Origin of the sequence: Streptomyces caniscabiei (assembly GCF_014930365.1) — a bacterium.
Taxonomy (GTDB): Bacteria; Actinomycetota; Actinomycetes; order Streptomycetales; family Streptomycetaceae; genus Streptomyces; species Streptomyces caniscabiei.
This window is the reverse complement of record NZ_JABXWI010000003.1, coordinates 551,362-573,840: the sequence shown is the minus strand read 5'-3', so window position 1 is coordinate 573,840 and position 22,479 is coordinate 551,362. Positions and strand designations below refer to the sequence as shown.

The following is a 22,479-nucleotide window of genomic DNA, read 5'->3' as shown; positions in this document are numbered from 1 at the left end:
GGCAGACCCCGCCCCTTTCGTACACAGAGGAACAAGAGGTTCCCCATGTCCACCATGCCCAACGAAGAGAAACTGCTCGACTACCTGAAGAAGGTCACCGCCGACCTGCAGAAGACCCGCCGGCGGGTCGCCGAGCTGGAGTCGGGCAGGAACGAGCCCATCGCCATCGTCGGTATGGCCTGCCGCTTCCCCGGAGCCCAGTCGCCGGACGATCTGTGGCAGCTGGTCATGGACGAGACCGACGCCATCTCGGAATTCCCCACGGACCGCGGCTGGGACCTGGACAATCTCTACGACCCGGATCCCGCCAAGCCCGGCAGGACCCATGTCCGGCACGGCGGATTCCTCAAGGACGCCACCCGGTTCGACGCCGCCTTCTTCGGGATCTCCCCCCGCGAGGCTCTGGCCATGGACCCGCAGCAGCGGCTGCTGCTGGAGACGGCGTGGGAGGCGTTCGAGAACGCCGGCATCGACCCGGCGGGCCTCAAGGGCACGCGCACCGGTGTGTTCACCGGGCTCGTCGAGCAGAGCTATCTCGGCCTGCCGACCCCCGCCGAGTTCGACGGCTATCTCATGACCAGCATGCTCAGCAGCATGGCGTCGGGCCGCATCGCCTACGTCCTCGGCCTCGAAGGCCCGGCGGTCTCGGTCGACACGGCGTGCTCGTCGTCGCTGACCGCCCTGCATCTCGCGGTGCAGTCACTGCGCTCCGGGGAATCCACGCTCGCGCTGGCCGGAGCGTCGTACGTGGCCGCGAACCCCGTCGGCCACATCGACTTCTCGCAGCAGCAGGGCCTCGCCGCCGACGGCCGGTGCAAGCCGTTCTCGGCTTCGGCGGACGGCATCGGCTGGTCGGAGGGTGTGGGGCTGTTGTTGGTGGAGCGGTTGTCGGATGCGCGGCGTCATGGGCACACGGTGCTGGCGGTGGTGCGGGGTTCGGCTGTGAATCAGGACGGTGCGAGTAATGGGTTGACGGCGCCGAACGGTCCGTCGCAGGAGCGGGTGATTCGTGCGGCGTTGGCGAGTGCGCGGTTGGGTGCGGCGGATGTGGATGTGGTGGAGGCGCATGGGACGGGGACGACGCTGGGTGATCCGATCGAGGCGCAGGCGTTGCTGAACACCTATGGTCAGGAGCGGCCGGGTGCGGACCGGCCGTTGTGGTTGGGGTCGTTGAAGTCCAACATCGGGCATGCTCAGGCTGCCGCGGGTGTGGGCGGTGTCATCAAGATGGTCCAGGCGATTCGGCACGGGGTGCTGCCCAGGTCGCTGTACTCCGAGGAGCCGACCCCGGTCGTGGACTGGGACGCGGGCGCGGTTCAGCTGCTGACCGAGGCCCGGCCCTGGCCGGAGACCGGACGCCCCCGCCGCGCCGCCGTGTCGGCGTTCGGGGCCAGCGGTACCAACGCGCACGTCATCATCGAGCAGGCGCCGGCGGCGGATGAGACCGACGAGCCCAAGTCGCCCGCGCCTAACGGCACGCTCACCCCGCCATGGGTCCTGTCCGCGAAATCCACCGAAGGGCTGCGCGCTCAAGCCCGCACGCTTCTGTCCCACCTGGAGGGCGCGGCCGACGCGCGGCCGTGGGACGTGGCCTGTTCCCTGGCCACCAGCCGCTCCCACCTGGGCCACCGGGCCGCCGTCACCGGCACCGGGCTGGACGAGGTGCTCGCCGGCCTGCGTGCGCTGAGCACCGGCGAGAACTCGCCGCACGTGGTCACCGGACGGGTCGCCGAACCCGGCAAGACCGTTTTCGTCTTCCCCGGCCAGGGCGGCCAGTGGCCCGGCATGGCCGTGGAGCTCCTGGACGGCTCCGAGGTGTTCGCCGCGCAGATCCACGCCTGCGCCGAAGCTCTCGCGCCCTACGTCGACTGGTCCCTGGAGGACGTGCTGCGCCAGGCCGAGGGCGCCCCGTCGCTCGACCGGGTCGACGTCATCCAGCCCGTGTCCTTCGCGGTGTCCGTATCCCTGGCCGCGCTGTGGCGTGCGCACGGAGTCGAGCCCGCGGCCGTCGTCGGCTCCTCCCAGGGCGAGGTCGCCGCCGCCTACGTCAGCGGCGGACTGACCCTGGAGGACGCGGCGCGCGTGGCGGCCATCCGCAGCCAGGTCACCAGCGTCCTCGAAGGCCGTGGCGGCATCGCCTCCGTGGCCCTGTCCCGTGACGAACTCGCTGCCCGCATCGAGGGATGGGGTGACCGGCTGTCCATCGCGGTCGTCAACGGTCCCGGGTCCACGGTCGTGTCCGGCGACCACGAGGCGCTGGAGAAGTTCGTCGAGGAGTGCAAGGCCGAAGGCATCCGCACCCGACGCTTCCACGCCGACTACGCCTCCCACTCCGCCCAGGTCGAGGAGATCCGCGACCGGCTGCTGCACGACCTCGCACCCATCCGACCCCGGCAGGGCACCGTGCCCTTCTACTCCACGGTCACCGCCGGGCCGCTGGACACCACCGGACTCGGCGCCGAGTACTGGTACCAGAACCTGCGTCGCCCCGTGGAGTTCGAGGAGACGACCCGCACCCTGGTCGGCCACGGACACCACACCTTCGTCGAGGTCGGCCCTCATCCGGTGCTCGCCCCCGTTCTGGAGGACAGCCTCGACAACCCCGTCGTCGTCGGCACCCTGCGACGCGAGTCGGGTGGCCTGACGCAGTTCCTGACCTCGCTGGCCAAGCTGCACGTGGGCGGCGGAACGGTCGACTGGCACACCCTCTTCGCCGGGCACGACGTACGTCGCGTGCCCCTGCCCACCTACGCCTTCCAGCGCGAGCGCCACTGGTACGAGGCGTCCGTGGCCGCCGGCGACACGGGCCGCCTGGGCGTGGCGGCGGTCGGTCACCCGCTGCTCGGCGCAGCCGTCGCCGTGGCCGCGTCCGGCGAGACCCTCCTCACCGGCAGGCTCTCGGCGCGCACCCACCCCTGGCTGGCCGAACACACCCTCCACGGCGCGGCGGTGGCGGCACCGGCCCTGTTCGCGGAACTGGCGGTGCGGGCCGGCGACGAACTGGCCCTCGACGCCGTCGACGAACTCACCGTCCACGAGCCCCTGGTGCTTCCCGAACGGCAGGGAATACAGATCCAGCTCGCTGTGGCCGAGGAGGACTCGTCCGACGCGCGCGCCTTCACCGTGCACGCCCGGCCCGACGACGGCGACGTGACCTGGCAGCGCATCGCCTCCGGTCGGCTCGGTCGGCACGGCTCCGGCGGCGCCGACGAGCTGACCCAGTGGCCGCCGGCCGGTGCCCGGGCGCTCTCGCCGGACGACATCCGCGAGCAGCTCGGCGACGGCCCCCCGACCTCCGTCTGGCGGCGCGGTGACGAGGTGTACGCGGAGGTCCGGCTGCCCGACGAACTACAACGCCGAGCCGCGGACTTCGCCCTCCACCCCGCACTGCTGCAGGCCGCGCTGCGGCCGCTGCCGCTCGTCGTGGACCCGGCCGGAGCAGCCGAGGCATGGCTCGCCACCCGCTGGCGGGGCTTCCGTCTGCACGCCACGGGCGCGGCCGCCCTGCGCGTACGCATCCGACCGCTGGGGCCCGACACCGTGACCGTGACCGTCGCCGACCAGCAAGGACGGCTGCTGGCCACGATCGAATCGCTCACCGCGCGCGCCGTCACCCCCGATGAACTGGGCCGCAGCGCGGCCCGTGTGCAGGACGACCTGCTGCGCGTCGGCTGGCGGCACCTGCGCCTCACCGACGACGAGCCCCTCCCCCTGGTGCAGCTGGACACCGACCGCTTCGACGCCGCACCGGCGGCAGACCTGGACGCCGTCGGCGCGGCCGTCGCCGGGCCCCGTCCCCCCGCGGCCGTGCTCTCCTGGCACGCCGCACCCGGGGGCGGTGACCCCGTGCGCGCCGTGTACGACGCCACGCACCGGGCCCTGGAACTGGTCCGGCGCTGGCTCGCCGACGACCGGCTGGAGAACGTGCCGCTGGTCCTGGTCACCCAGGGCGCCGTCGCGGTCGGCGACGAGAACGTCACCGACCTCGCGGCCGGGGCCGTGTGGGGCCTGCTCCGCTCCGCGCAGGCGGAGTCGCCCGGCCGGTTCGTCCTCGTGGACATCGACGATGCCGAGGCCTCCCGCGCGGCGCTGCCCGCCCTCCTGCGCTCCGGCCAGGCTCAAGCCGCCCTACGCGCCGGCCGGGCCCTCGTCCCCCGCGTGGCGCGCGTCGACGAACCGGCCGCCGACACCGTGCCCGGCGGCACCTGGAACCCGGACGGAACCGTTCTGATCACCGGCGGCACCGGCACCCTGGGCGCCCTGTTCGCCCGGCACCTGGTCGTCGAACACGGCGTACGGCATCTGCTGCTGACCAGCCGCAGCGGCCCCGCCGCGCCCGGCGCCGACGACCTGCGCGACGCGCTCACGGCGCTGGGAGCCCAGGTCACCGTCGCCGCCTGCGACACCGCCGACCGGGAAGCCCTCGCCGGACTGCTCGCGGCCATCCCCGCCGACCGGCCCCTGACCGGTGTCGTGCACGCCGCGGGTGTCCTCAGCGACGGCCTCATCACCTCGCTGAGCCCCGAACGGCTCGACGCCGTGCTGCGCCCCAAGGTCGACGCCGCCTGGCATCTGCACGACCTCACGCGGGACCTCGACCTCTCGGTGTTCGTGCTGTTCTCCTCCCTCGCCGGGGTGATCGGCAGCGCGGGCCAGTCCAATTACGCCGCCGCGAACTCCTTCCTCGACTCGCTGGCCCTGCACCGCAGGGCCCACGGGCTCCCTGCGACCTCCGTGGCCTGGGGCCTGTGGGAGCAGCTGAGCACGATGGCCGCCGGCCTCGACGAGGCGGACGTGGACCGCATCGTCCGCTCCGGCTTCGGCCTCGTGGCCTCCGACCGGGGGCCCGCCGCTCTGGACCTCGCGCTGCGCCTCGGCGACGCCACCCTGGTCGGCGTCCCCGTCGACGTGGCCACCCTGCGCGAACACCCCACCCGAGCCCCCCTGCTCTTCGCGGACCTGGCCCGGACACCGCTGCGCCGCAGCGCACACGACGGCGCCCTCGGCGCGGCCTCGCTGGCAGCCCTCCTGCAGGGGCGCTCCGAGGGGGAGCGGTACCACATCGTCCTCGACCTGGTCCGCGCCGAGGTGGCCGCGGTACTCGGCCACCCCGACCCCGGCGCCATCGGCGCGGACCATCGCTTCACCGAACTGGGCTTCGACTCGCTCACCTCCGTCGAACTCCGCAACCGCCTGAGCGAAGCGGTGGGCAGCCGGATGCCGGCCAGCCTCGTCTTCGACCGGCCCACCCCCGGTCAGCTCGCCGCCCACCTGTGCGCCGAGGTGCTGTCCGGCGGAGACCCGGCGTCGGCACCGGCGCCGGAGACCGACTTCGCGGCGGAGATCACCCTCGCGGAGGACATCCGACCCGCCGATGAGGTCATCCGCGTCACGGCGAACCCCCGGGAGGTGTTGCTGACCGGCGCCACCGGCTTCCTCGGTGCCTTCCTGCTGCGCGACCTCATGGCGACGACCGAGGCGACTGTGCACTGCCTGGTCCGGGCCGCCGACGAGCACGAGGGGCTGCGGCGCCTGAAGGCCAACCTCCAGTGGTACCGCATCTGGGACGAGGTCGACCCGGACCGGCTCCGCGTCGTCGTGGGCGACCTGGCCGCACCCCGGCTCGGGCTCGACGAGGACCACTTCGACCGGCTCGCCCGGACGGTCGACGCCGTCTACCACGCCGGGGCGGCGGTCAACTGGATCCAGCCGTACGCCACGCTGCGCGCGGCGAACGTCGCCGGCACGCAGGAACTGCTGCGGCTCGCCGCCCTGCACCGCACCGTGCCGCTGCACCATGTCTCGACCACCGGTGTCTTCCCCGGGCCGGTGACAAAGGGCGTGCCCCTGGCGGTGACCGACCCGACCGGACCCGGCCGGGCACTGCCCAACGGCTACACGCAGAGCAAGTGGGTGGCCGAGCAGGTCATCGACCTCGCACGCGACCGGGGACTGCCGGTGAACGTCTACCGCGTCGACCAGGTCGCCGGAGACCGGATCAACGGCGCCTGCCAGACCCGGGACTTCGTGTGGCTGACCGTCAAGGGCATCCTCCAGGCGGGCTGTGCCCCCCGGGACCTGCCCGGCGTGTTCCGGCTGATGCCGGTCGACTACGCCAGTGCCGCACTGGTGGCCCTGTCGCGGGCGGAGTCCGCCGCGGGCGACACCTTCCACCTCTACAACGACAGCCACGTGACGCTGGAGAGGATCGTGAGCCGGCTGCGCATCGCCGGTCACCAGGTGACCGAGATCGCCCAGGCCGACTGGTTCGAGCTGATCAGGGCCGGCGCGGACAACGCCATCGCCCCCCTGCTGGACGCCGTCGAACTGCTCATCGAGGACAGCGAGTCCTTCTACCCGGCGATCTCCACCACCCGCACGACCACCGCCCTGGCCGGCACCGGCATCGAATGCCCGCCTGTCTCCGACGAACTCCTCGACATCTACATCGAGTTCTTCGCCCGGAGCGGCTACTTTCCGGCCCCCGCACAAGGCTGACGCCGTGCCTGGCGGCAATCACGGAACGGATCGGGTTCACCGGATTACCGCCCCGTGAATGCCGCCCGGAAAACTCACGGGTGCCATCGAAACGAGGAGACAGCATGACCCGTACGGATATCGAGGCCGCGTCCGTCCTGGAGGCGGTGCGGGCAGTGGTGCCGACACTCCGGGAAAACGGAAAGGATGGTGAGGACCGCCGCTGGATCGCCGACGAGAACGTCGAAGTCCTGGCCAAGGCGGGTGTTTTCAGGACCGGAGTGCCCAAGCGGTTCGGGGGCCTGGAATTCTCGGTACCCCAGCAGATCGACCTGCTCCTCGAGATTTCCCGTGGCTGCGGATCCACCGGCTGGGTGTGCGAGGGCTGGATCACCGGAGCCTGGATGATCAGGCTCTTCTCCGAACAGGCACAGCAGGAGGTGTACGCCGGCGGCAGCGCCCGTGTCTCCGGTGGCTTCACGCCGTCCGGCACGCTGGTGCCGACCGAGGGAGGTTACGTCCTCAACGGCCGCTGGAGGTTCACCACCGGCTGTCGCGGCGCCGACTGGAACCTGGCCGCCACCAACCTCCGGCTGCCCGACGGTTCGGAGCGCCAGGCCCTGACGGTGCTGCCGATCGAGGCCCTCACCCTCGAGGACGACTGGCACACCATGGCGGCCGCCGGTACCGGCAGTTCGACGACCGTCGCCACCGACGTCTTCGTTCCCGAACACCGCGTCGTCGACATGGAGGAAGCCTTCACCGCGGGCGGCGGCACCCCCACCGGCCCCGGGGAGGGCCGGGACTACGGGCTGATCAGTGTCGTGATGGCGGAGTCCACCGCCACCCTGATCGGCATGGCCCAAGGGGCCTACGAGCTGTTCCTCGAGCGGGTTCACCGGCCGATCTCCTACACGCCGTGGCAGGACCAGGCCGAACACCCCCTCACCCAGGTCCAGGTAGCGACCGCCGCCGCCCGGATCGCCGCGGCACGGGCACTGCTCGCCGGCCAGGCGGACATCGTCCAACGGCGCGCCGACGCCGGGGAGATACTCACCCCTGAGGAGAGGGCCACCCTGCGGGGCATCTGCGGCTACGCGGTGCAGTTGGCCAAGGAGGCCACCCACGCGCTGTTCACCGCCAGCGGCGCCTCGGCGATCCAGCGCGGCCTGCCCATCCAGCGGTTCTTCCGCGACGTCCAGGGCATCTCGATGCACGCCATGATGACGCCCGACGCCAACCTGGAGGTGTACGGGCGGGTACTGCTCGGCCTGGAGCCGAACACACCGTTCCTCTGACGGCCGGGGCGCCACCGATGAGTCGGCCTCCACGACATCCGGTCGGGGAGGCCGACTCATGCGCCGTACACCCGCCGCGAGGCACCCCGGACCCGCCCGCACCGCCGCGCGGCATGACGAAACGCCCGTACCACGCGCTGGTACGGGCGTCCGGTGTCGTCACTCAGGCCGAATCCAGCACGGCGACGGCCGCGCCCGGGCAGCAGGCGGCCACGTCCTCGGCGAACTCGATGCTGTCGGCCTCGGTGAGGTCACTCCGCACCGGCTCGCCCAGGCCCTCCTCGGTGAGCCGGAACAGATCCGGATGCATGGCGGCGCACAGCCCGGAGGCCACACACGCCTTCTGGTCGACTCGCAGTGTCGCCACGGTGTCCCCTTCCGCGCGGTGGCCGCTCACCGCTTCCCGTCGCCGTGCAGATGGACCGGCAACGAGGTGATGCTGCGCACCAGCCACATCTCGTCGTAGCGCAGTTCCTCGGCGGGCACCGCGAGGCTCATCTCGGGGAACCGTCGCATGATCGCGGGGATGGCGGCCGCCGCCTCGAGCCGGGCGAGCGCGGCCCCCAGACAGTTGTGCAAGCCGTGCCCCAGCCCGACGTGTCGCGGGCCGGTACGAGTGATGTCGAGCCGGTCGGCGTCCGGCCAGCGGCGCGGATCCCTGTTGGCCGACCCGACCGCGGGTATCACTGGAGCGCCCGCGGGCAGTGACACCCCCGCGAACTCCAGGTCCTCCTTGGCGAACCGGAAGAAGCCCACCGCGACACCGCCGTTGAAGCGCAGGAACTCCTCCACCGCCGTGTCCTTCAGCTCGGGACGCTCCAGGAGCAGTCTGCGCTGGTCGGGCCGTTCCAGCAGGGAGAGGATGGACGTCCCGATCAGGTTCCGGGTGGTGTCCAGGCCGGCCATGATCAACACGGCGATCATGGCGACGAGTTCGGTCTCGTCGAGCCGGTCCTCGCCGTCGCGGGCCTCGATCAGCGCGGACGCCAGATCGTCGGCGGGGGCGCGGCGCTTGTGAGCGATGAGTCCGCGGCCGTACTCAGCGATCTCCTCGAACGCCCGCCGATTGGCGTCCTCGTCCTCCGGATCGGTGTGGAACGCGCGCTCGATGGCGTGGATCATCTCGTTGAAGCGGTCGAGCGGGAAGCCGAGGATGTTGCCCATCAGCGCCGCCGGGATCGCGCCCGCGTAGTCCATGATGTCGGGCTGGTCCTGCTTCTCCAGACGATCCAGCTCCGCCTCGACCACCGCGTGGGTCGGCTCCTCCCACTGCGCGATGCGCCGCGGCGTGAAGGTGCTCATCGCCAGTCGGCGCACCCGCGTGTGGTCCGGCGGATCGAGCATCGTGATGATCCGCTCGATCGCCGTGCCCTTGCCCACCGCCATTCCGCCGTCGACGAACTCCTTGCTCGCCCATGCCGGGTTGGTGCTGAACCGAGGATCCCCCAGGAGCTGCTGTACATCGTCGAAGCGTGTGGCTATCCACAGCGGAATGTCGCCGACGGGAAATCGGAACCGGTGCATCGGAGAATTCTCGCGGAGCCAATCCAGCGTGGGATACGGGTTTTGGTAGTACTCGTATCCGAACAGTTCGGTGGGCGGTGCTGGTGCCGTCATCGAATAGCCTCTCGCCTGGGTTGGGGACACATGTGCCGGGCCGACCGGAAACCAGAGAACACGCTAGGGCGGGCGGCTCAGAGCACAGTCACGCGTCGGTAATCAGAGGCCCACGCGCCCGTCGGGGCGGCGTCGGCCCCGGATCACCCGCCGAGGATCTCGGTCACCTGGGCCGCCGCGGTGAATCCGGTCTCGATGGCACCGTCCATGAACCCGTGCCAGCCGTCGGCTATGTCGCCGGTGGCGAACGCCACCCGGCCCCGGGGCTGTTGGACCGACCTGAGCGGACCGGTCAGCACCCCGGCCCGACGTACCGCCCAGCCGCCGCGGGAGTACGGGTCATTGCCCCAGTGCTGCGCCTTCACCGCCACGACCTCGATGCCGGGAACGGCCTTGCGCAACTCGGCCTGCAGAGCCGCGGTGTTGGTCGGGTCGAACGTGGGGTTGGCCGAGAAACCGACCATGATGTTGCCGTCCGCGCGTTCCTTGAAGGGCACCACGTTCAGCAGGGGCGCGCCGGCCTGGCCCTCCACGTAGAAGCGGTCGAGGTCGGCGCCCCGCACGTGCATGAGGAACTTCTGGGAGGTCCGTACGCCCAGGCCGTCCGTGGACAGTCTGGTGTACTCGGCGGGCAGCCCGGGAGCGAAGGCGATGGTGTTCCAGGTGTTCACGGGCACGGCGACGACCACGGCTCGCGCGGTGTACGTCTTGCCGGCCCGCGTGGTCACCTTCACCTTGCGGCCGTCGTCCGTGACGGACGCCACCGGCGCGCGCAGCACCGGTGTGACCCCGGAGTCGTCAAGGATCGCCTTGACCAGGGCGGTCGACCCCGCTTCCGGGCGGTCGGTATTGACGCTCATGTAACCGTCGAAGCTCCAGCCGGACAGGGACCACCAGTGGGCGAAGCACGCGAGACCGATCGTCGACGCCGAACCGGTCAGTCCACCGACGGTGTTGCTGATCAGCAGTTCGTCGTCCGGGCTGTAGCGCAACTGGTCCAGCCGGTCGCGCATCGACATGGCGTCGACCGGACGCACCAGGTTCTCGCGGTGGAACGGCTCGAAGGGACGGGGGAAGTAGTCACGTGAGCCGTCGAAGAACGGGGTGATCAGTTCCGACTGGCGGACGTACACCTCCATGGGGGACATCTCGCGAAAGCCGGTCGCCGCGGGCACGAAGGCACGAGTCGGCGCGGCGTCCGAGACGATGCTCATGCCGTAGCGCTCGATCTCCGCCCAGACGTGCTTCTGCTTGCGGTCGACCCAGGTTCCCCCCATCTCGACCTGCTCGCCGGCGAACGAGGAGGTCCACACGCGACCGCCGATGCGGTCACGGGCCTCCAGCACCCGCACGCTCAGTCCCTTCGCCGTGAGCTCCCGGGCGGCGGTGGCACCCGCGAAACCCGCGCCGATGACGACGACATCGGTGGGCGCGTCCTCGGGACCGTCGGCACGGGCGGTGTTCAGCGTGCCGGCGCCGACTCCGGCCGCCAGCGCGGTGACCCCGGTGGTCTTCAGAATCGTTCGGCGCGAGGGCGCATGCCTCGGTCCGGAACCGGGAAGCTTGTCTGCAGCGTTCATGGTGCCTTCCTTGAGTACCCCGTTCGAAGACGACGGGGAGAGATGGCGAGCTCTGTGGACCACGTGAGGTCCCGTCGCGAGCCGCGGCAGGATGCGTCTGCGTCTTGCACCGTGTGTGGGGGACGAGATCCGCGTCAGCACGTTGCTCGACACCGGGGCGGGGACCGGGAGACGGACGCGACGGGCGGCCGTTCGGGACGAGTCGGAACAACGGTCACCCGCGCAGGGGTGGGGTTCCGGACATGTGGACGGCGCGTCAGACACGGACCTGTCGGGTCGGGCGGCGACGAGCCGCCGCGCATGCTGTCAGAGGCGCTGGATCGCAGCCTGTGGCGCGCGGGTCGAGACCATGGCTGTCCTGTCTCCCTTCGATTCCCCCGTTGACGCCCGTGCGCGGTCCCGCACCGGTGGGCACGGGGAACACGGGCCGACCTGTCGGCTCGTATCGCGCCGCAGGATCCGAACACACCTTAGGGGTGAGGAATTCGGCCATTGCCATCGTGCGGTAATGGTCCGGTAATCGAGGGGCACCCTGGCTCAGGAAGGACTGGTGCTCGCCAGCGCCGCGCGTGTGGACCGGCCCAGTTCACGTGCCAGGGAGTGAAGGCGCTCGGGGGCGTCCGCGGCGTGCGGACCCTCGGCGAGGACGAGGACGAGACATTCCAGGACCAGTGGCGACACCAGCGCCCGGTGCCGAGCCGACAGCTTCGTACGGTCGCTGCGGACGGCGGGGCGCCCCGCCGCGCCTCGCCCGGTGTCGAGCGCGTCGAGCAGCACCCTGCGGGCCTCGTGGGAGAGGGCCGAGCGCAGGGTGCTGTCACGGTGTTCCGCCGCGGTGAGCGCGCGGGCGAGAGATGCCTCGAAAGCGGTCAGCACGGCGGTCGCGAAGGGGGCGGCAGGTTCCGCGCCAGACCCCTGCCGGCCGGTGGGCGGGGTGTCGATGGCGGTGCCTTCGGAGGGCGGCCCGACGACGGGACGGTGGCCGGGGGCGGTTCGCCCGGCGGGCGAGTGGTCGGCCGCGGTGCGGTCGCGCCGCGCCGTCGCCCGCGCCAAGCCCTCGGTGAGGGCCTCGGTGAACCAGCGCCCCGCGGCGGCCGCGTCCACCATGCCGAGGGTGTCCACGGCTTCCGTCCCGTTACGCATGGCTGCTCATTCCCCCTGCGGCGGTCGCTCAGTGACGGGACACGGTGCGCTGGAACCGGCCACCGAAGAAGAGCAGCCCGGCACCGGTCGGTCCGACGCGTGCGCCGGCCACGTCCCCGATGAATATCGAGTGGTCCCCGGAGTCGTGGAACTCGGACAGTTCGCACTCCAGCCAGGCCAGCGCACCCCGCAACAGCGGCGCCCGCGTCAGTGGGCCGGGCTCCCAGTCGACACCGTCGAACTGCTCGGCGCCCAACGGCCGGTTCTTGTCCGCGAAGTGACGTGCCAGGCCCTCGTGGTCGGCGCCGAGGACCGACACACCGAAACGCCGCTCGGCCGTGATCGCCTTGTGCATCACCGCGCTGTGGGACACACAGCACAGCACGGTGGGCGGGGTGAGGGAGACGGAGCTGAAGGCGTTGGCCGTCATCGCGTGGATGTGGTCGCCGCCGACGCTCAGCACGACGACACCGGTCGCGAACTGCGACATGGCCTCGCGCAGTTCGGCCGGTGTCGCCCGGAGCGCCTCGGCGCCCTCCGAGGCGGTCGTGGAACTCATCCTGAAACCTCCGGGAGACTGTGACGAGGAACGTGAGGACCGGTGCCGCCGGGCCGGTCAGTCGGCATACAAGTAGAAGCCGTGCGCCGTCTTGCGCCCGAGCATGCCGCCCTCGACCATGCGCACGAGCAGCGACGGCGGTGCGTACAGCGGTTCCTTGAACTCCTCGTACAGCGAGTCCGCGATCGAGGCGACGACATCCAGTCCGATCAGGTCCGCGAGCCGCAGCGGGCCCATGGGATGGGAGCAGCCCAGCCGCATGGCCCGGTCGATGACCTCGGCGGTGGCGAATCCCGACTCCACCATGCGCACGGCGGCCAGCAGATACGGGATCAGGAGGGCGTTGACGACGAAGCCGGCCCGGTCCTCGGTACGGATCACCTGCTTGCCGAGCAGGCCCGTCACGAAGCGCTCGGTACGATCGCGGACCTCGTCGTCGGTCAGCAGCGACCCCGTCAGCTCCACCAGCGGCAGCACCGGCACCGGGCTGAAGAAGTGGACTCCGACCACTCGCTGGGGGCGGCCGGTGGAACGGCCCAGCCGCATGATGGGCAGGGACGAGGTGTTGGAGGCCAGGATCGCCTCCGGATCCTTGACGATCGTGTCCAGGCGGGCGAACAGCTCGACCTTGGCGCTCTCGTCCTCGCGGATGGACTCGATGACGAACTGCCGGTCGGCCAGCGCGTCCAGGTCCGCCGTCAGGTGGATGCCCGCCAGGGCGGCATCCCGTTGCTCCACGGTCAGCTTCCCCTTGGCCACCGCCCGGTCGAGCGATGCCTCGATGCGTCGGCGTCCCGGGACGACGGACTCCGGACGCGAGACCACCACGGTCACGTCCAGGCCCGCCTTCGCGCAGATCTCGGCTATCCCGGCGCCCATCTGGCCGCAGCCGACGACGCCCACCCGGTGGATGTCCGGCGTGCTCCGCACAGTCGTGGTCATGCTGTCACTCCCCAGCGGATGAGGCCGGCGCCCATCGACATGCCACCGCCGAAACCCGCGAGCAGCACGATGTCGCCGTCGTTGAGATGGCCTTGCCGGTTCGCCGCGTCGAGCGTCACGGCGACGGCGGCGTTGCCGGGATTGCCGTACCGGTCGAGGGTCCGGTGGGTCATGGCTGCCTCCAGGCCGGACCGTTCGACGATCTGCGCGAGCATGACTCCGTTGGGCTGGTGGGGCACGAAGTGGTCGATCCGGTCCTGCGACACACCCGCACGCCGGCACAACGTCTCGACGAGGGCGGGAAAGTTCTCCAGGACGAATTCCCGCACGGCGCGGCCCTCCATACGGAAGAAGTGCGAGCCCTCACGCAGGGTCCGCTCGGACACCGGCAGCCGGCTGCCGCCCGCCTCGACCCGGATCAGCCGGTGGCCGTCGCCCCGGCTGGCCAGTTCCACGTCGATGAATCCGCGGGACGGCTCGACCTCCCCGATCACGGCGGCGCCCGCCCCGTCCGCCATCAGCACGGCCGTACGCCGGTCCGTGAAGTCCAGGATCCGCGAGTACACGTCGGCGCCGACGACCAGCGCCCGGCCTCCCGGGCGTCCGGCGAGCAGCCGGCGCGCGACCTCGAGTGCGTAGACGAAGCCGCTGCACACGACATTGATGTCGAAGCAGACCGCGGCACGGGCGCCCAATCCCCGCTGGACGTGGTACGCCGTCGGGGGCTGGGGGGAGTCCGGCGTGGACGTGGACACGATGAGGTAGTCGATGTCGTCGGCCACCAGTCCCGCCGACTCCAGCGCGCGTTCGGCCGCTCGCACCGCCAGGTCCGAGGTCGCCTCGTGCGGCGCGGCGAAACGCCGGGCGGTGATGTGGGTGCGCTCCTCGATCCACTGCGGGCTGACTCCCACCCGGGCGGCGATCTCGTCGTTGCCGACCTCGTCCTTGGGAAGATAGGAGCCCGTGCCCAGGATCCCGATGTGCCGCCCGCCCATCACAGGCTCCGCAGCGGATTGAGCGCGTCCGCGCCGATCCTCTCCCGCAACCGCGGGTCGGTGACCCCGAGGCCCTCCTGGGGCGCCTGGCACAGCACGGCCACCTTGCCGAGGTGCTGGTTGGTCTGCACGAGTCGGGCCGCGTCACCCACCTCGTCGAGGGTGTACACCGATGAGAGGACGGGGGCGATCCTGCCGAGCGCGACCAGCCGGTTCAGCTCGGCCTGTTCCTGGAGGTTCGCGGCGTGACTGCCGACGATCCGCTTGGAGTTCATCCACAGATAACGGTTGTCGTAGGTGTGCTGATAACCGGTGCTGGAGCCGCACGTGACCACGGTCCCGCCGCGTCGTACGACGAACACCGAGACGCCGAACGTGGCGCGGCCGATGTAGTCGAAGGCGACGCTGGGGTCCTCGCCGACCTCGCGGCGGATGAACCGCCCAAGTCGCTTGCCCTGCTCGATGGTCTCCTCGGGCGTCGTCGCGTCGCCCAGGCCGATATCGGCCCGATTGACGATCACATCGCAGCCCAGGGCGCGCAGGGCCTTCGCCTTCTGCTCGGAACCGACCACACCGACCGGGATCCCGCCCGCCTGCTTGACCAGTTGCACCGCGAACGCCCCGAGGCCACCGGTCGCGCCCCAGATCAGCACCACGTCACCGAGCTTGATGCGGGCACCCTTGTCGCTGATCAGCATGCGGTAGGAGGTCGCCGCGGTGAGCAGCACACCGGCTGACTCCTCCCAGGTCAGATGGCCCGGCTTCGGCAGCAGCTGACTGGCCTTGACCACGGCGTACCGGGCGAGGCCGCCGAAGTTCGTCTCGTATCCCCAGATGCGCTGCTCGGCACCCAGCATGGCGTCCGCGTGCGTGGCCGGCTCGTGGTCGTCCACCTGGACGCAGGAGACGACGACATGGGCGCCCGGGCGCCAGCGCCGCACGGCGGAGCCGGCCCGCACCACGACACCGGAGGCGTCCGAGCCGATCACCTGGTACGGCAGGTCGTGCCGCGCGGCATGGCCGCCCTGGCTGCCGAAGCGCTCCAGGAACCGGAAGGTCGGCACCGGTTCGAAGGTGGCGGACCACACCGTGTTGTAGTTGATCGCGCTGGCCATGACCGCCACCAGCACCTCGTCCGGCGCCAGTTCCGGCATGGCCACCGGGCCCACCCGGATGGACCGGCGTACGTCCTTGTCCTGCGCTCCCTCGAACATGCCGACGTCCTCGGCGCGCAGATGGGCGGCGTCGAAATGGTCCGGCAGCTTCTCGCGCGCAAGAACCTCCTCCGGAGCACCCGAAAGGAGAGCCTCGGTCAGAGAATCCATCGTGATCCGTTCTCGTGAGATGGGGTCTGCGGGCGGGGGGCCTAGGTGTTCGGGGTGTGCATCACCGGGCGGTCGATCGCCATGATCCATCTACCGTTCTCGTCCCGCACGAGCACATCCGTGCACCGGCCGTCGAGCTTCTCGGGGGAGCCGTCCGCGCCCACGGCCTCCACGGAGAAGTCCACGATCAACAGCATCGTGTCGCCCGTGCGGTAGGTCCGCCGCACCGTGGCGGTCAGCTTCGGCTTGGTGGCGAGGAACTCGGTGATGGCCCGGGTGCGCTCGGGGCCGGTCAGCGTCCTGCCGGTGAGGTTGGAGATCGCGTCCGACCGGTACAACTGGTCGAAGACGGCGCCCTCACCGGAGTTGAAGGCGTCGGTGAACACGTCGTTCTGCTGGTGCGGGTCGTCGGTGAGGGTGAGGTCCAGGGCCTGGCTCATGGTCGGGCTTCCTCGCTTCGTGATCGGGGTGCGGGCAGCCGGCGCGGCCGCCGGGACGGGGCGGGGAGGGGTCGGGAGGGACGGGTCAGATGTCCGTGCCGTAGGGGTTGTCGATGGCGAAGCGCCACTGGCCGTCGGCACCGCGCCGCAGTACGTCCACGCCGACACCCTGTTGGCGCTCGATGCCCTGCGGCGTGGGGATGTCGATCGTCCAGTCCACGGCGAGCAGCGCGGTGTCGGAGATGACGTACGACTCGAGAACCCCGATCTTCATCACCGGCTTCTGCGCCAGATATTCGGCGAGACCGGCCCTGCGCTCCGCGCCGCTCACCGGCTTTCCCTTTTCCCAGACGGAGACCGCGTCCTCGGTGTAGAACCGATCGACGGCGGTCGCGTCGCCCGAGTTGAAGGCGCGCACGTAGTTCTCGGCGTGCGCGAGGACTTCGTTGGTCAGCTCGTCGCTGGCTACCGTCATGGTGATACCGCTCCCATTCTTGGTGAATTCGACGCCGCTGTCTCTTCGGCGTGGTTGAGCCACGGAAATGCGAAAGCGCCGTCACACGGTATGGTCGGCCGTTCCATCGGCCGGTCATCGACGGGCGAAGAGCTGGTGGTTACCGCGCCGTTACTGCCCTCTTGAGGGGCCCGTGTAGCTTCCTCAGGCGTTAGGCGGCGGCGGTTCGAATTCCGCTGCCCGATTCGGTGCCGGAAACGCCGCCTGTTGGGCGTAGGAGCGGTCCCCTATCCGCTGCTGCCGGTGCGGCAGTGAAATTCACCGCGACCCCCCGATCGGAGCATTACGATGATCAACGTGTTCCAGCCCAGCCTGGGTGCCGAGGAACTCGAGGCCGTTTCGGAAGTGTTCGCCACCAACTGGCTGGGACACGGCCCCCGCACCAGGGAGTTCGAGGCCAGTTTCGCCGAGCACCTGGGCGTCCCGCCGGAACACACGATCTTCATCAACGCGGCCACGGCCGGACTCTTCCTCGCCACCGAACTCCTCGGCCTCGGCCCCGGTGACGAGGTCGTGCTGCCCTCGGCGAGCTTCGTGGCCGCCGCCAACGCCGTAGCGGCCACCGGCGCGCGCCCGGTGTTCTGCGACGTCGACCCGCGCACCCTCAACCCGACGCCGGCGCACGTGGAGAGCGCCCTGTCTCCACGCACCAAGGCGGTGCTCCTGCTGCACTACGGCGGTTTCCCCGGTGAGGTGGCGGCCATCGCCGCGCTGTGCCGCTCCCGGGGCGTGACGCTGGTCGAGGACGCCGCCTGCGCCGTCGCCTCGGGCGACGGCGAGACCCGCTGCGGCACCTTCGGTGACCTCGGGGTGTGGAGCTTCGACGCCATGAAGGTCCTGGTCACCGGGGACGGCGGCATGCTGTACGTCCGCGACGCCGAACTCGCCCGCAAGGCCCGCAGGCTCGCCTACCACGGCCTGGACAACAAGGCCACCGGCTTCTCCAAGGCCAAGGTGTCCGACCGTTGGTGGGACCTGGAGGTCCGGGAGTACGGCCGTCGGCTGATCGGCAACGACCTGACCGCGGCGATCGGCACCGTACAACTGCGCCGACTGCCCGGGTTCGTCGCACGGCGCCAGGAGATCTCGCGGCTCTACGACAGGCTGCTGGCCGACACCGGGGGTGTCGTGCTGCCGCCCGCCCTGCCGGACGGCCAGCACGGCACGTACTACTTCTACTGGGTGCAGCTGGACGCGGCGATCCGGGACCAGGTCGCCACCGATCTCCTGGCCCGCGACATCTACACCACCTTCCGCTACCCGCCGCTGCACAGGGTGCCTGCCTACGGTGCCGGACCCCAGGACCTGCCCGGTGTCGAAGAGGCGTCAGCGACGACTCTGCTGCTGCCCCTGCACCAGGGCCTCGACGACTCCGAGGTGCGCACCGTCGCGGACGAACTCCGCAAGGCGGTCGAGCACCGCCTGGCCGCGGCAGGTCACTGACGGCGGCCCCGAGAAAGGGAAGGCGGACCCCGCCCATGCGCATCTCCGAGACAGCGGTCCCCGGGGCGTACGTCATCACGCCCCGTCAGCTCGACGACGAGCGCGGCACGTTCTTCGAACACTTCCGGTCCGATCTGCTCGCCGACACCCTGGGGCACCCCTTCGTCCCGCGGCAGATCAATTACTCCGTGTCCCGCCGCAATACCCTGCGCGGTGTCCACAGCGTGGCCATTCCGCCGGGACAGGCCAAATACGTCACCTGCGTCCGCGGCGCACTCCGTGACATCGTCGTGGACCTCCGAGTGGGCTCACCGGCCTTCGGGACGTACCAGACGACCCTCCTGGACGCGGAATCGGGACGCGCCCTGTACATACCCGAAGGCGTCGGGCACGGATTCCTCGCGCTCAGCGACGACACCTGCATCTGTTACGTCCTGTCCAGCGAGCATGTGCCCGGCACCCAGATCGACATCAACCCGCTCGACCCCGATCTCGCCCTGCCCTGGGGCTTCGACGACCCACCGCTGATGTCCCGGAAGGACGCCCAGGCCCCGGGCGTCGCGGAAGCCGAAGCGGCCGGAGTTCTCGCCAGGTGGCCGGCGGCGACACAAGGCACACAACCCAACGCCGTAAGGAATTCACTGACATGAAGGCTCTGGTGCTGTCGGGCGGGTCGGGCACACGCCTGCGCCCCTTCAGTTATTCGATGCCCAAACAGCTCATCCCGGTCGCCAACAAACCGGTTCTGGAACATGTGCTGGAGAGAATCCGCGACCTGGGTGTGACCGACATCGGGATCATCGTCGGTGACCGGGCCTCCGAGATCGCCGAGGCCGTCGGCGACGGCGCGCGTTTCGGCGCCCGCATCACCTATGTACGGCAGGACCGGCCGCTGGGTCTCGCGCACTGCGTGCGTCTGGCGCGCTCGTTCCTGGGCGATGACGACTTCGTGATGTACCTCGGCGACAACATGCTGCCCCAGGGCATCGACGCCATCGCCGTCGATTTCCACCGGCATCGACCGGCCGCGCAGGTCGTGGTGCGGGAGGTCGCCGACCCGCGGGCGTTCGGCGTCGCCGAACTGGGGCCGGACGGCACCGTGGTGCGTCTCGTCGAGAAGCCCGAGCGGCCCGCGAGCGACCTGGCCCTGGTCGGCGTGTACTTCTTCACAGCCGCCATCCACGAGGCCGTCGACGCCATCCGGCCCAGCGCGCGCGGCGAGCTGGAGATCACTGACGCCATCCAGTGGCTGGTGACCCAGGGCGCCGACGTGCGGGCCGGAGAGTACGCCGGCTACTGGAAGGACACCGGACGCGCCGAGGACGTACTCGAGTGCAACCGGTGGCTGCTGGCCCGGCTCGCCCCGCGCATCGACGGACATGTCGACGCCACCAGCGAGATCGCGGGCAGAGTCGTCGTCGAGGCCGGGGCCCGCGTCGTGCGCTCCCGCATCGTGGGACCGGCGATCATCGGCGCGCACACCGTCATCGAGGACAGCCACATCGGGCCGGACAGCGCCATCGGCGAACACTGCCTGCTGCGCGCCACCCGCCTCGCCGACTCCATCGTCATGGCGGGCGCCTCGATCACCCAGGTCCCCGGCCTGGCCGGCTCCCTGATCGGGCGTGCGGCCAGCGTCGGACCCAGCGCCCACGTCGACGCCCACCACCGGCTGGTCGTCGGCGACCACACGCGCGTGGAGGTGGCCGCATGAGAGTCCTGGTGACCGGCGGTGCCGGGTTCATCGGCTCGCACTACGTGCGCACCATGCTCGCGGGCGGTTACGCGGGCTACGAGGACGCCCACGTCACCGTGCTGGACAAACTCACCTACGCCGGCAACCGCGACAACATCCCCCTCGGCCACCTGCGGCTCGACCTGGTCGTGGGCGACATCTGCGACCGTGACGTGCTGCACGACCTGCTGCCCGGACACGACGCGGTGGTCCACTTCGCGGCCGAGTCCCACGTGGACCGCTCCCTGGCCTCCGCCGACGCCTTCACCCGCACCAACGTCCTCGGAACCCAGGTGCTCCTGGAGGCCTGTGTGAGTGCCGGCGTGCCACGGGTGGTGCACGTGTCCACCGACGAGGTCTACGGCACCATCGAGCACGGCTCGTGGACCGAGGAGTGGCCGCTGCTGCCCAACTCGCCCTACGCCGCGTCCAAGGCGGCCTCCGACCTGATCGCCCGCGCCTTCTGGCGCTCCCACGGCCTGGACCTGTCCATCACCCGCTGCTCCAACAACTACGGCCCGCACCAGCACCCCGAAAAACTGATCCCGCTGTTCATCACCAACCTCCTCGAAGGCGAACCGGTCCCGGTGTACGGCGACGGCCTGAACATCCGTGAGTGGCTGCACGTCGACGACCACTCGCGCGCCATCCAACTGGTCCTCACCCGAGGCCGGGCCGGCGAGATCTACAACGTGGGCGGCGGGAACGAACGGACGAATCTGGCCGTGACCGAGAGTTTGATCGAGCTGGCCGGTCTCGACCGGTCCTGGATCCGCTACGTCCCCGACCGCAAGGGACACGACCAGCGCTACTCACTGGACGAGACCAAGATCCGCGAGGAACTGGGTTACGTACCCACCGTCGACTTCGACCGGGGCCTGGCCGACACGGTCGCCTGGTACCGCGACAACGCGCACTGGTGGAAGGCGTCCAAGCACCGCGGCACGCGGGCGTCGGCGGGCGACCGCACGGAGCGCCCCGCCCCCCGACGGGCGAGAGGAGCGCGATGAGCACCGCGACCGTCCTGCGACCCCGCGTCGACGACCGCCTGACCGCGCGGTTCGCCCGGTCGGCGGCCGCCACCCGCGCCGGCGCCTTCCTGCCCACGGACGCCTTCACCGAATGGCTCGCGCAGCGCGCCCGGGCCCATCGGTTCCGTGTGGACCGCATCCCGTTCGCGGAGCTGGACGGCTGGTCGTTCCGCGACGACTTCGGGGTGCTCGGCCACCACAGCGGCAGGTTCTTCACCGTCGAGGGGGTGACGGTGACCATCGGCCCGGCCCCGCTCGTGCGCTGGCAGCAGCCGATCATCAACCAGCCCGAGGTCGGCATTCTGGGCATCCTCGCCAAGGAGTTCGACGGAGTCCTCCACTTCCTGATGCAGGCCAAGATGGAGCCGGGCAACGCGAACCTGCTACAGCTGTCACCCACCGTCCAGGCCACCCGCAGCAACTACACCAAGGTTCACCGGGGCGCGGACGTCAAGTACATCGACCACTTCGTCGAGCCGGGGCGCGGCCGGGTGCTGGCCGACGCGCTGCAGTCGGAACACGGCGCCTGGTTCCTGCGCAAGTCCAACCGGAACATGATCGTGGAGACCGACGAGGACGTGCCGGTCGACGAGGACTTCTGCTGGCTGACCCTCGGGCAGATCGGCGAACTCCTGCACCGCGACAACGTGGTGAACATGGACGCGCGCACCGTGCTGGCCTGCGCTCCCACGGCGCCCGTCGAACACGAAGCGCTGCATGCGGACACCGAGATCAGGTCCTGGTTCACGGCGGAACGCTCCCGGTACGACGTGCGCGTGGACCGTGTGCCCCTGGCCCAGGTCACCGACTGGGTGCGCACGCCCACCAGCATCGAGCACGTCGGACAGCGGTACTTCCGCGTGGTGGCCGTCTCGGTGCAGGCGGACAGCCGGGAGGTGACCGCCTGGTCCCAGCCCCTGATCGAGCCCTGCGCACGGGGGGTGATCGCCTTCGTGACACGCCGCTTCGACGGCGTCCCGCACGTGCTGGTCCACGCCCGCGTCGAGGGCGGCTTCCTCGACACCGTCGAACTGGCTCCCACGGTCCAGTACACCCCGGAGAACTACGCCCACCGCGGCGTCGGCCGGCGACCCTCCTTCCTCGATCTCGTGCTGGAGGCCGACTCGGCCGACATCCGCTACGAGGCGGTCCACTCGGAGGAGGGTGGGCGGTTCCTCAACGCGGAGAGCCGCTATCTCTTCGTGACGGCGGACGCGGACCAGGCCCCGGACGACCCCCCGCCCGGCTACCGATGGGTCACCCCCGGCCAGCTCAACTCCCTGGTCCGGCACGGGCATTACCTCAACGTCCAGGCGCGGACCCTGCTCGCGGTACTCAATTGCGGTGCCGTGCGGCTCTGACGCCGCCGCCCAGTCGGCA

General features: G+C 70.6%; 17 protein-coding genes. 7 read left to right on the top strand and 10 right to left on the bottom strand.

Translation table 11 applies throughout. The annotated features are described in order from the left end of the window. Positions 1-54: 54 nt before the first annotated feature. Positions 55-6,498 carry a type I polyketide synthase gene (locus HW837_RS10760; protein ID WP_193382341.1) on the top strand — a complete coding sequence of 2,148 codons (6,444 nt, stop codon included), beginning with the start codon at positions 55-57 and terminating at the stop codon, positions 6,496-6,498. A 104-nt stretch (positions 6,499-6,602) separates the two neighbouring features. Further along, positions 6,603-7,775, top strand: a complete 1,173-nt coding sequence (locus HW837_RS10755; RefSeq protein WP_093789547.1) for an acyl-CoA dehydrogenase family protein — start codon at positions 6,603-6,605, stop codon at positions 7,773-7,775. A gap of 163 nt (positions 7,776-7,938) precedes the next feature. Here the strand turns inward: HW837_RS10755 and HW837_RS10750 are convergent, their stop codons facing one another. From HW837_RS10750 to HW837_RS10705, 10 genes are all read right to left on the bottom strand, one after another. Beyond that, positions 7,939-8,142 (bottom strand): ferredoxin, encoded by a 204-nt coding sequence (locus HW837_RS10750; RefSeq protein WP_063819968.1) that lies wholly within the window; start codon positions 8,140-8,142, stop codon positions 7,939-7,941. Between the two features lie 26 nt (positions 8,143-8,168). Continuing rightward, positions 8,169-9,299 (bottom strand): cytochrome P450, encoded by a 1,131-nt coding sequence (locus tag HW837_RS10745; protein WP_052683120.1) that lies wholly within the window; start codon positions 9,297-9,299, stop codon positions 8,169-8,171. A gap of 236 nt (positions 9,300-9,535) precedes the next feature. Beyond that, a complete protein-coding gene (locus HW837_RS10740) occupies positions 9,536-10,972 on the bottom strand; it encodes a flavin monoamine oxidase family protein (protein WP_045562111.1) in 1,437 nt (478 codons plus the stop codon). A gap of 537 nt (positions 10,973-11,509) precedes the next feature. Continuing rightward, positions 11,510-12,115 carry a hypothetical protein gene (locus tag HW837_RS10735; RefSeq protein ID WP_045562110.1) on the bottom strand — a complete coding sequence of 202 codons (606 nt, stop codon included), beginning with the start codon at positions 12,113-12,115 and terminating at the stop codon, positions 11,510-11,512. Between the two features lie 28 nt (positions 12,116-12,143). Further along, complete coding sequence (locus HW837_RS10730) at positions 12,144-12,674, bottom strand: flavin reductase family protein (protein ID WP_045562109.1); 531 nt, start codon at positions 12,672-12,674, stop codon at positions 12,144-12,146. Between the two features lie 57 nt (positions 12,675-12,731). Beyond that, on the bottom strand, positions 12,732-13,616 hold the full coding sequence (locus tag HW837_RS10725; protein ID WP_045562108.1) for a 3-hydroxybutyryl-CoA dehydrogenase: 885 nt from the start codon (positions 13,614-13,616) through the stop codon (positions 12,732-12,734). Then, on the bottom strand, positions 13,613-14,611 hold the full coding sequence (locus HW837_RS10720; protein ID WP_045562107.1) for a 3-oxoacyl-ACP synthase III family protein: 999 nt from the start codon (positions 14,609-14,611) through the stop codon (positions 13,613-13,615). The genes HW837_RS10725 and HW837_RS10720 overlap by 4 nt, the downstream gene beginning before the upstream one ends. Next, entirely contained in the window at positions 14,611-15,936 is a 1,326-nt protein-coding gene (gene ccrA, locus HW837_RS10715; protein ID WP_045562106.1) for a crotonyl-CoA carboxylase/reductase, read from the bottom strand. The genes HW837_RS10720 and ccrA overlap by 1 nt, the downstream gene beginning before the upstream one ends. Before the next feature lie 41 nt (positions 15,937-15,977). After that, positions 15,978-16,376, bottom strand: a complete 399-nt coding sequence (locus HW837_RS10710; protein WP_045562105.1) for a YybH family protein — start codon at positions 16,374-16,376, stop codon at positions 15,978-15,980. An 85-nt stretch (positions 16,377-16,461) separates the two neighbouring features. Then, positions 16,462-16,851: a YybH family protein gene (locus tag HW837_RS10705; RefSeq protein WP_045562104.1), complete on the bottom strand. Its 390-nt coding sequence runs from the start codon at positions 16,849-16,851 to the stop codon at positions 16,462-16,464. A 327-nt stretch (positions 16,852-17,178) separates the two neighbouring features. Here HW837_RS10705 and HW837_RS10700 point away from each other — a divergent pair, with 327 nt between their 5' ends. The 5 genes from HW837_RS10700 to HW837_RS10680 are packed head-to-tail and all read left to right on the top strand — an operon-like array spanning position 17,179 to position 22,460. Further along, positions 17,179-18,333: a DegT/DnrJ/EryC1/StrS family aminotransferase gene (locus tag HW837_RS10700; protein WP_045562103.1), complete on the top strand. Its 1,155-nt coding sequence runs from the start codon at positions 17,179-17,181 to the stop codon at positions 18,331-18,333. A 35-nt stretch (positions 18,334-18,368) separates the two neighbouring features. Beyond that, entirely contained in the window at positions 18,369-18,983 is a 615-nt protein-coding gene (locus HW837_RS10695) for a dTDP-4-dehydrorhamnose 3,5-epimerase family protein (protein WP_045562102.1), read from the top strand. Then, entirely contained in the window at positions 18,980-20,047 is a 1,068-nt protein-coding gene (locus HW837_RS10690; RefSeq protein WP_193380596.1) for a glucose-1-phosphate thymidylyltransferase, read from the top strand. Before HW837_RS10695 ends, HW837_RS10690 begins: the two co-directional genes overlap by 4 nt. Continuing rightward, the gene (gene rfbB, locus HW837_RS10685) at positions 20,044-21,078 is read left to right on the top strand and encodes a dTDP-glucose 4,6-dehydratase (RefSeq protein WP_045562100.1); all 1,035 of its coding nucleotides are present in this window, start codon (positions 20,044-20,046) and stop codon (positions 21,076-21,078) included. The genes HW837_RS10690 and rfbB overlap by 4 nt, the downstream gene beginning before the upstream one ends. Further along, positions 21,075-22,460: an NDP-hexose 2,3-dehydratase family protein gene (locus HW837_RS10680; protein WP_193380597.1), complete on the top strand. Its 1,386-nt coding sequence runs from the start codon at positions 21,075-21,077 to the stop codon at positions 22,458-22,460. Before rfbB ends, HW837_RS10680 begins: the two co-directional genes overlap by 4 nt. Positions 22,461-22,479: the final 19 nt, after the last annotated feature.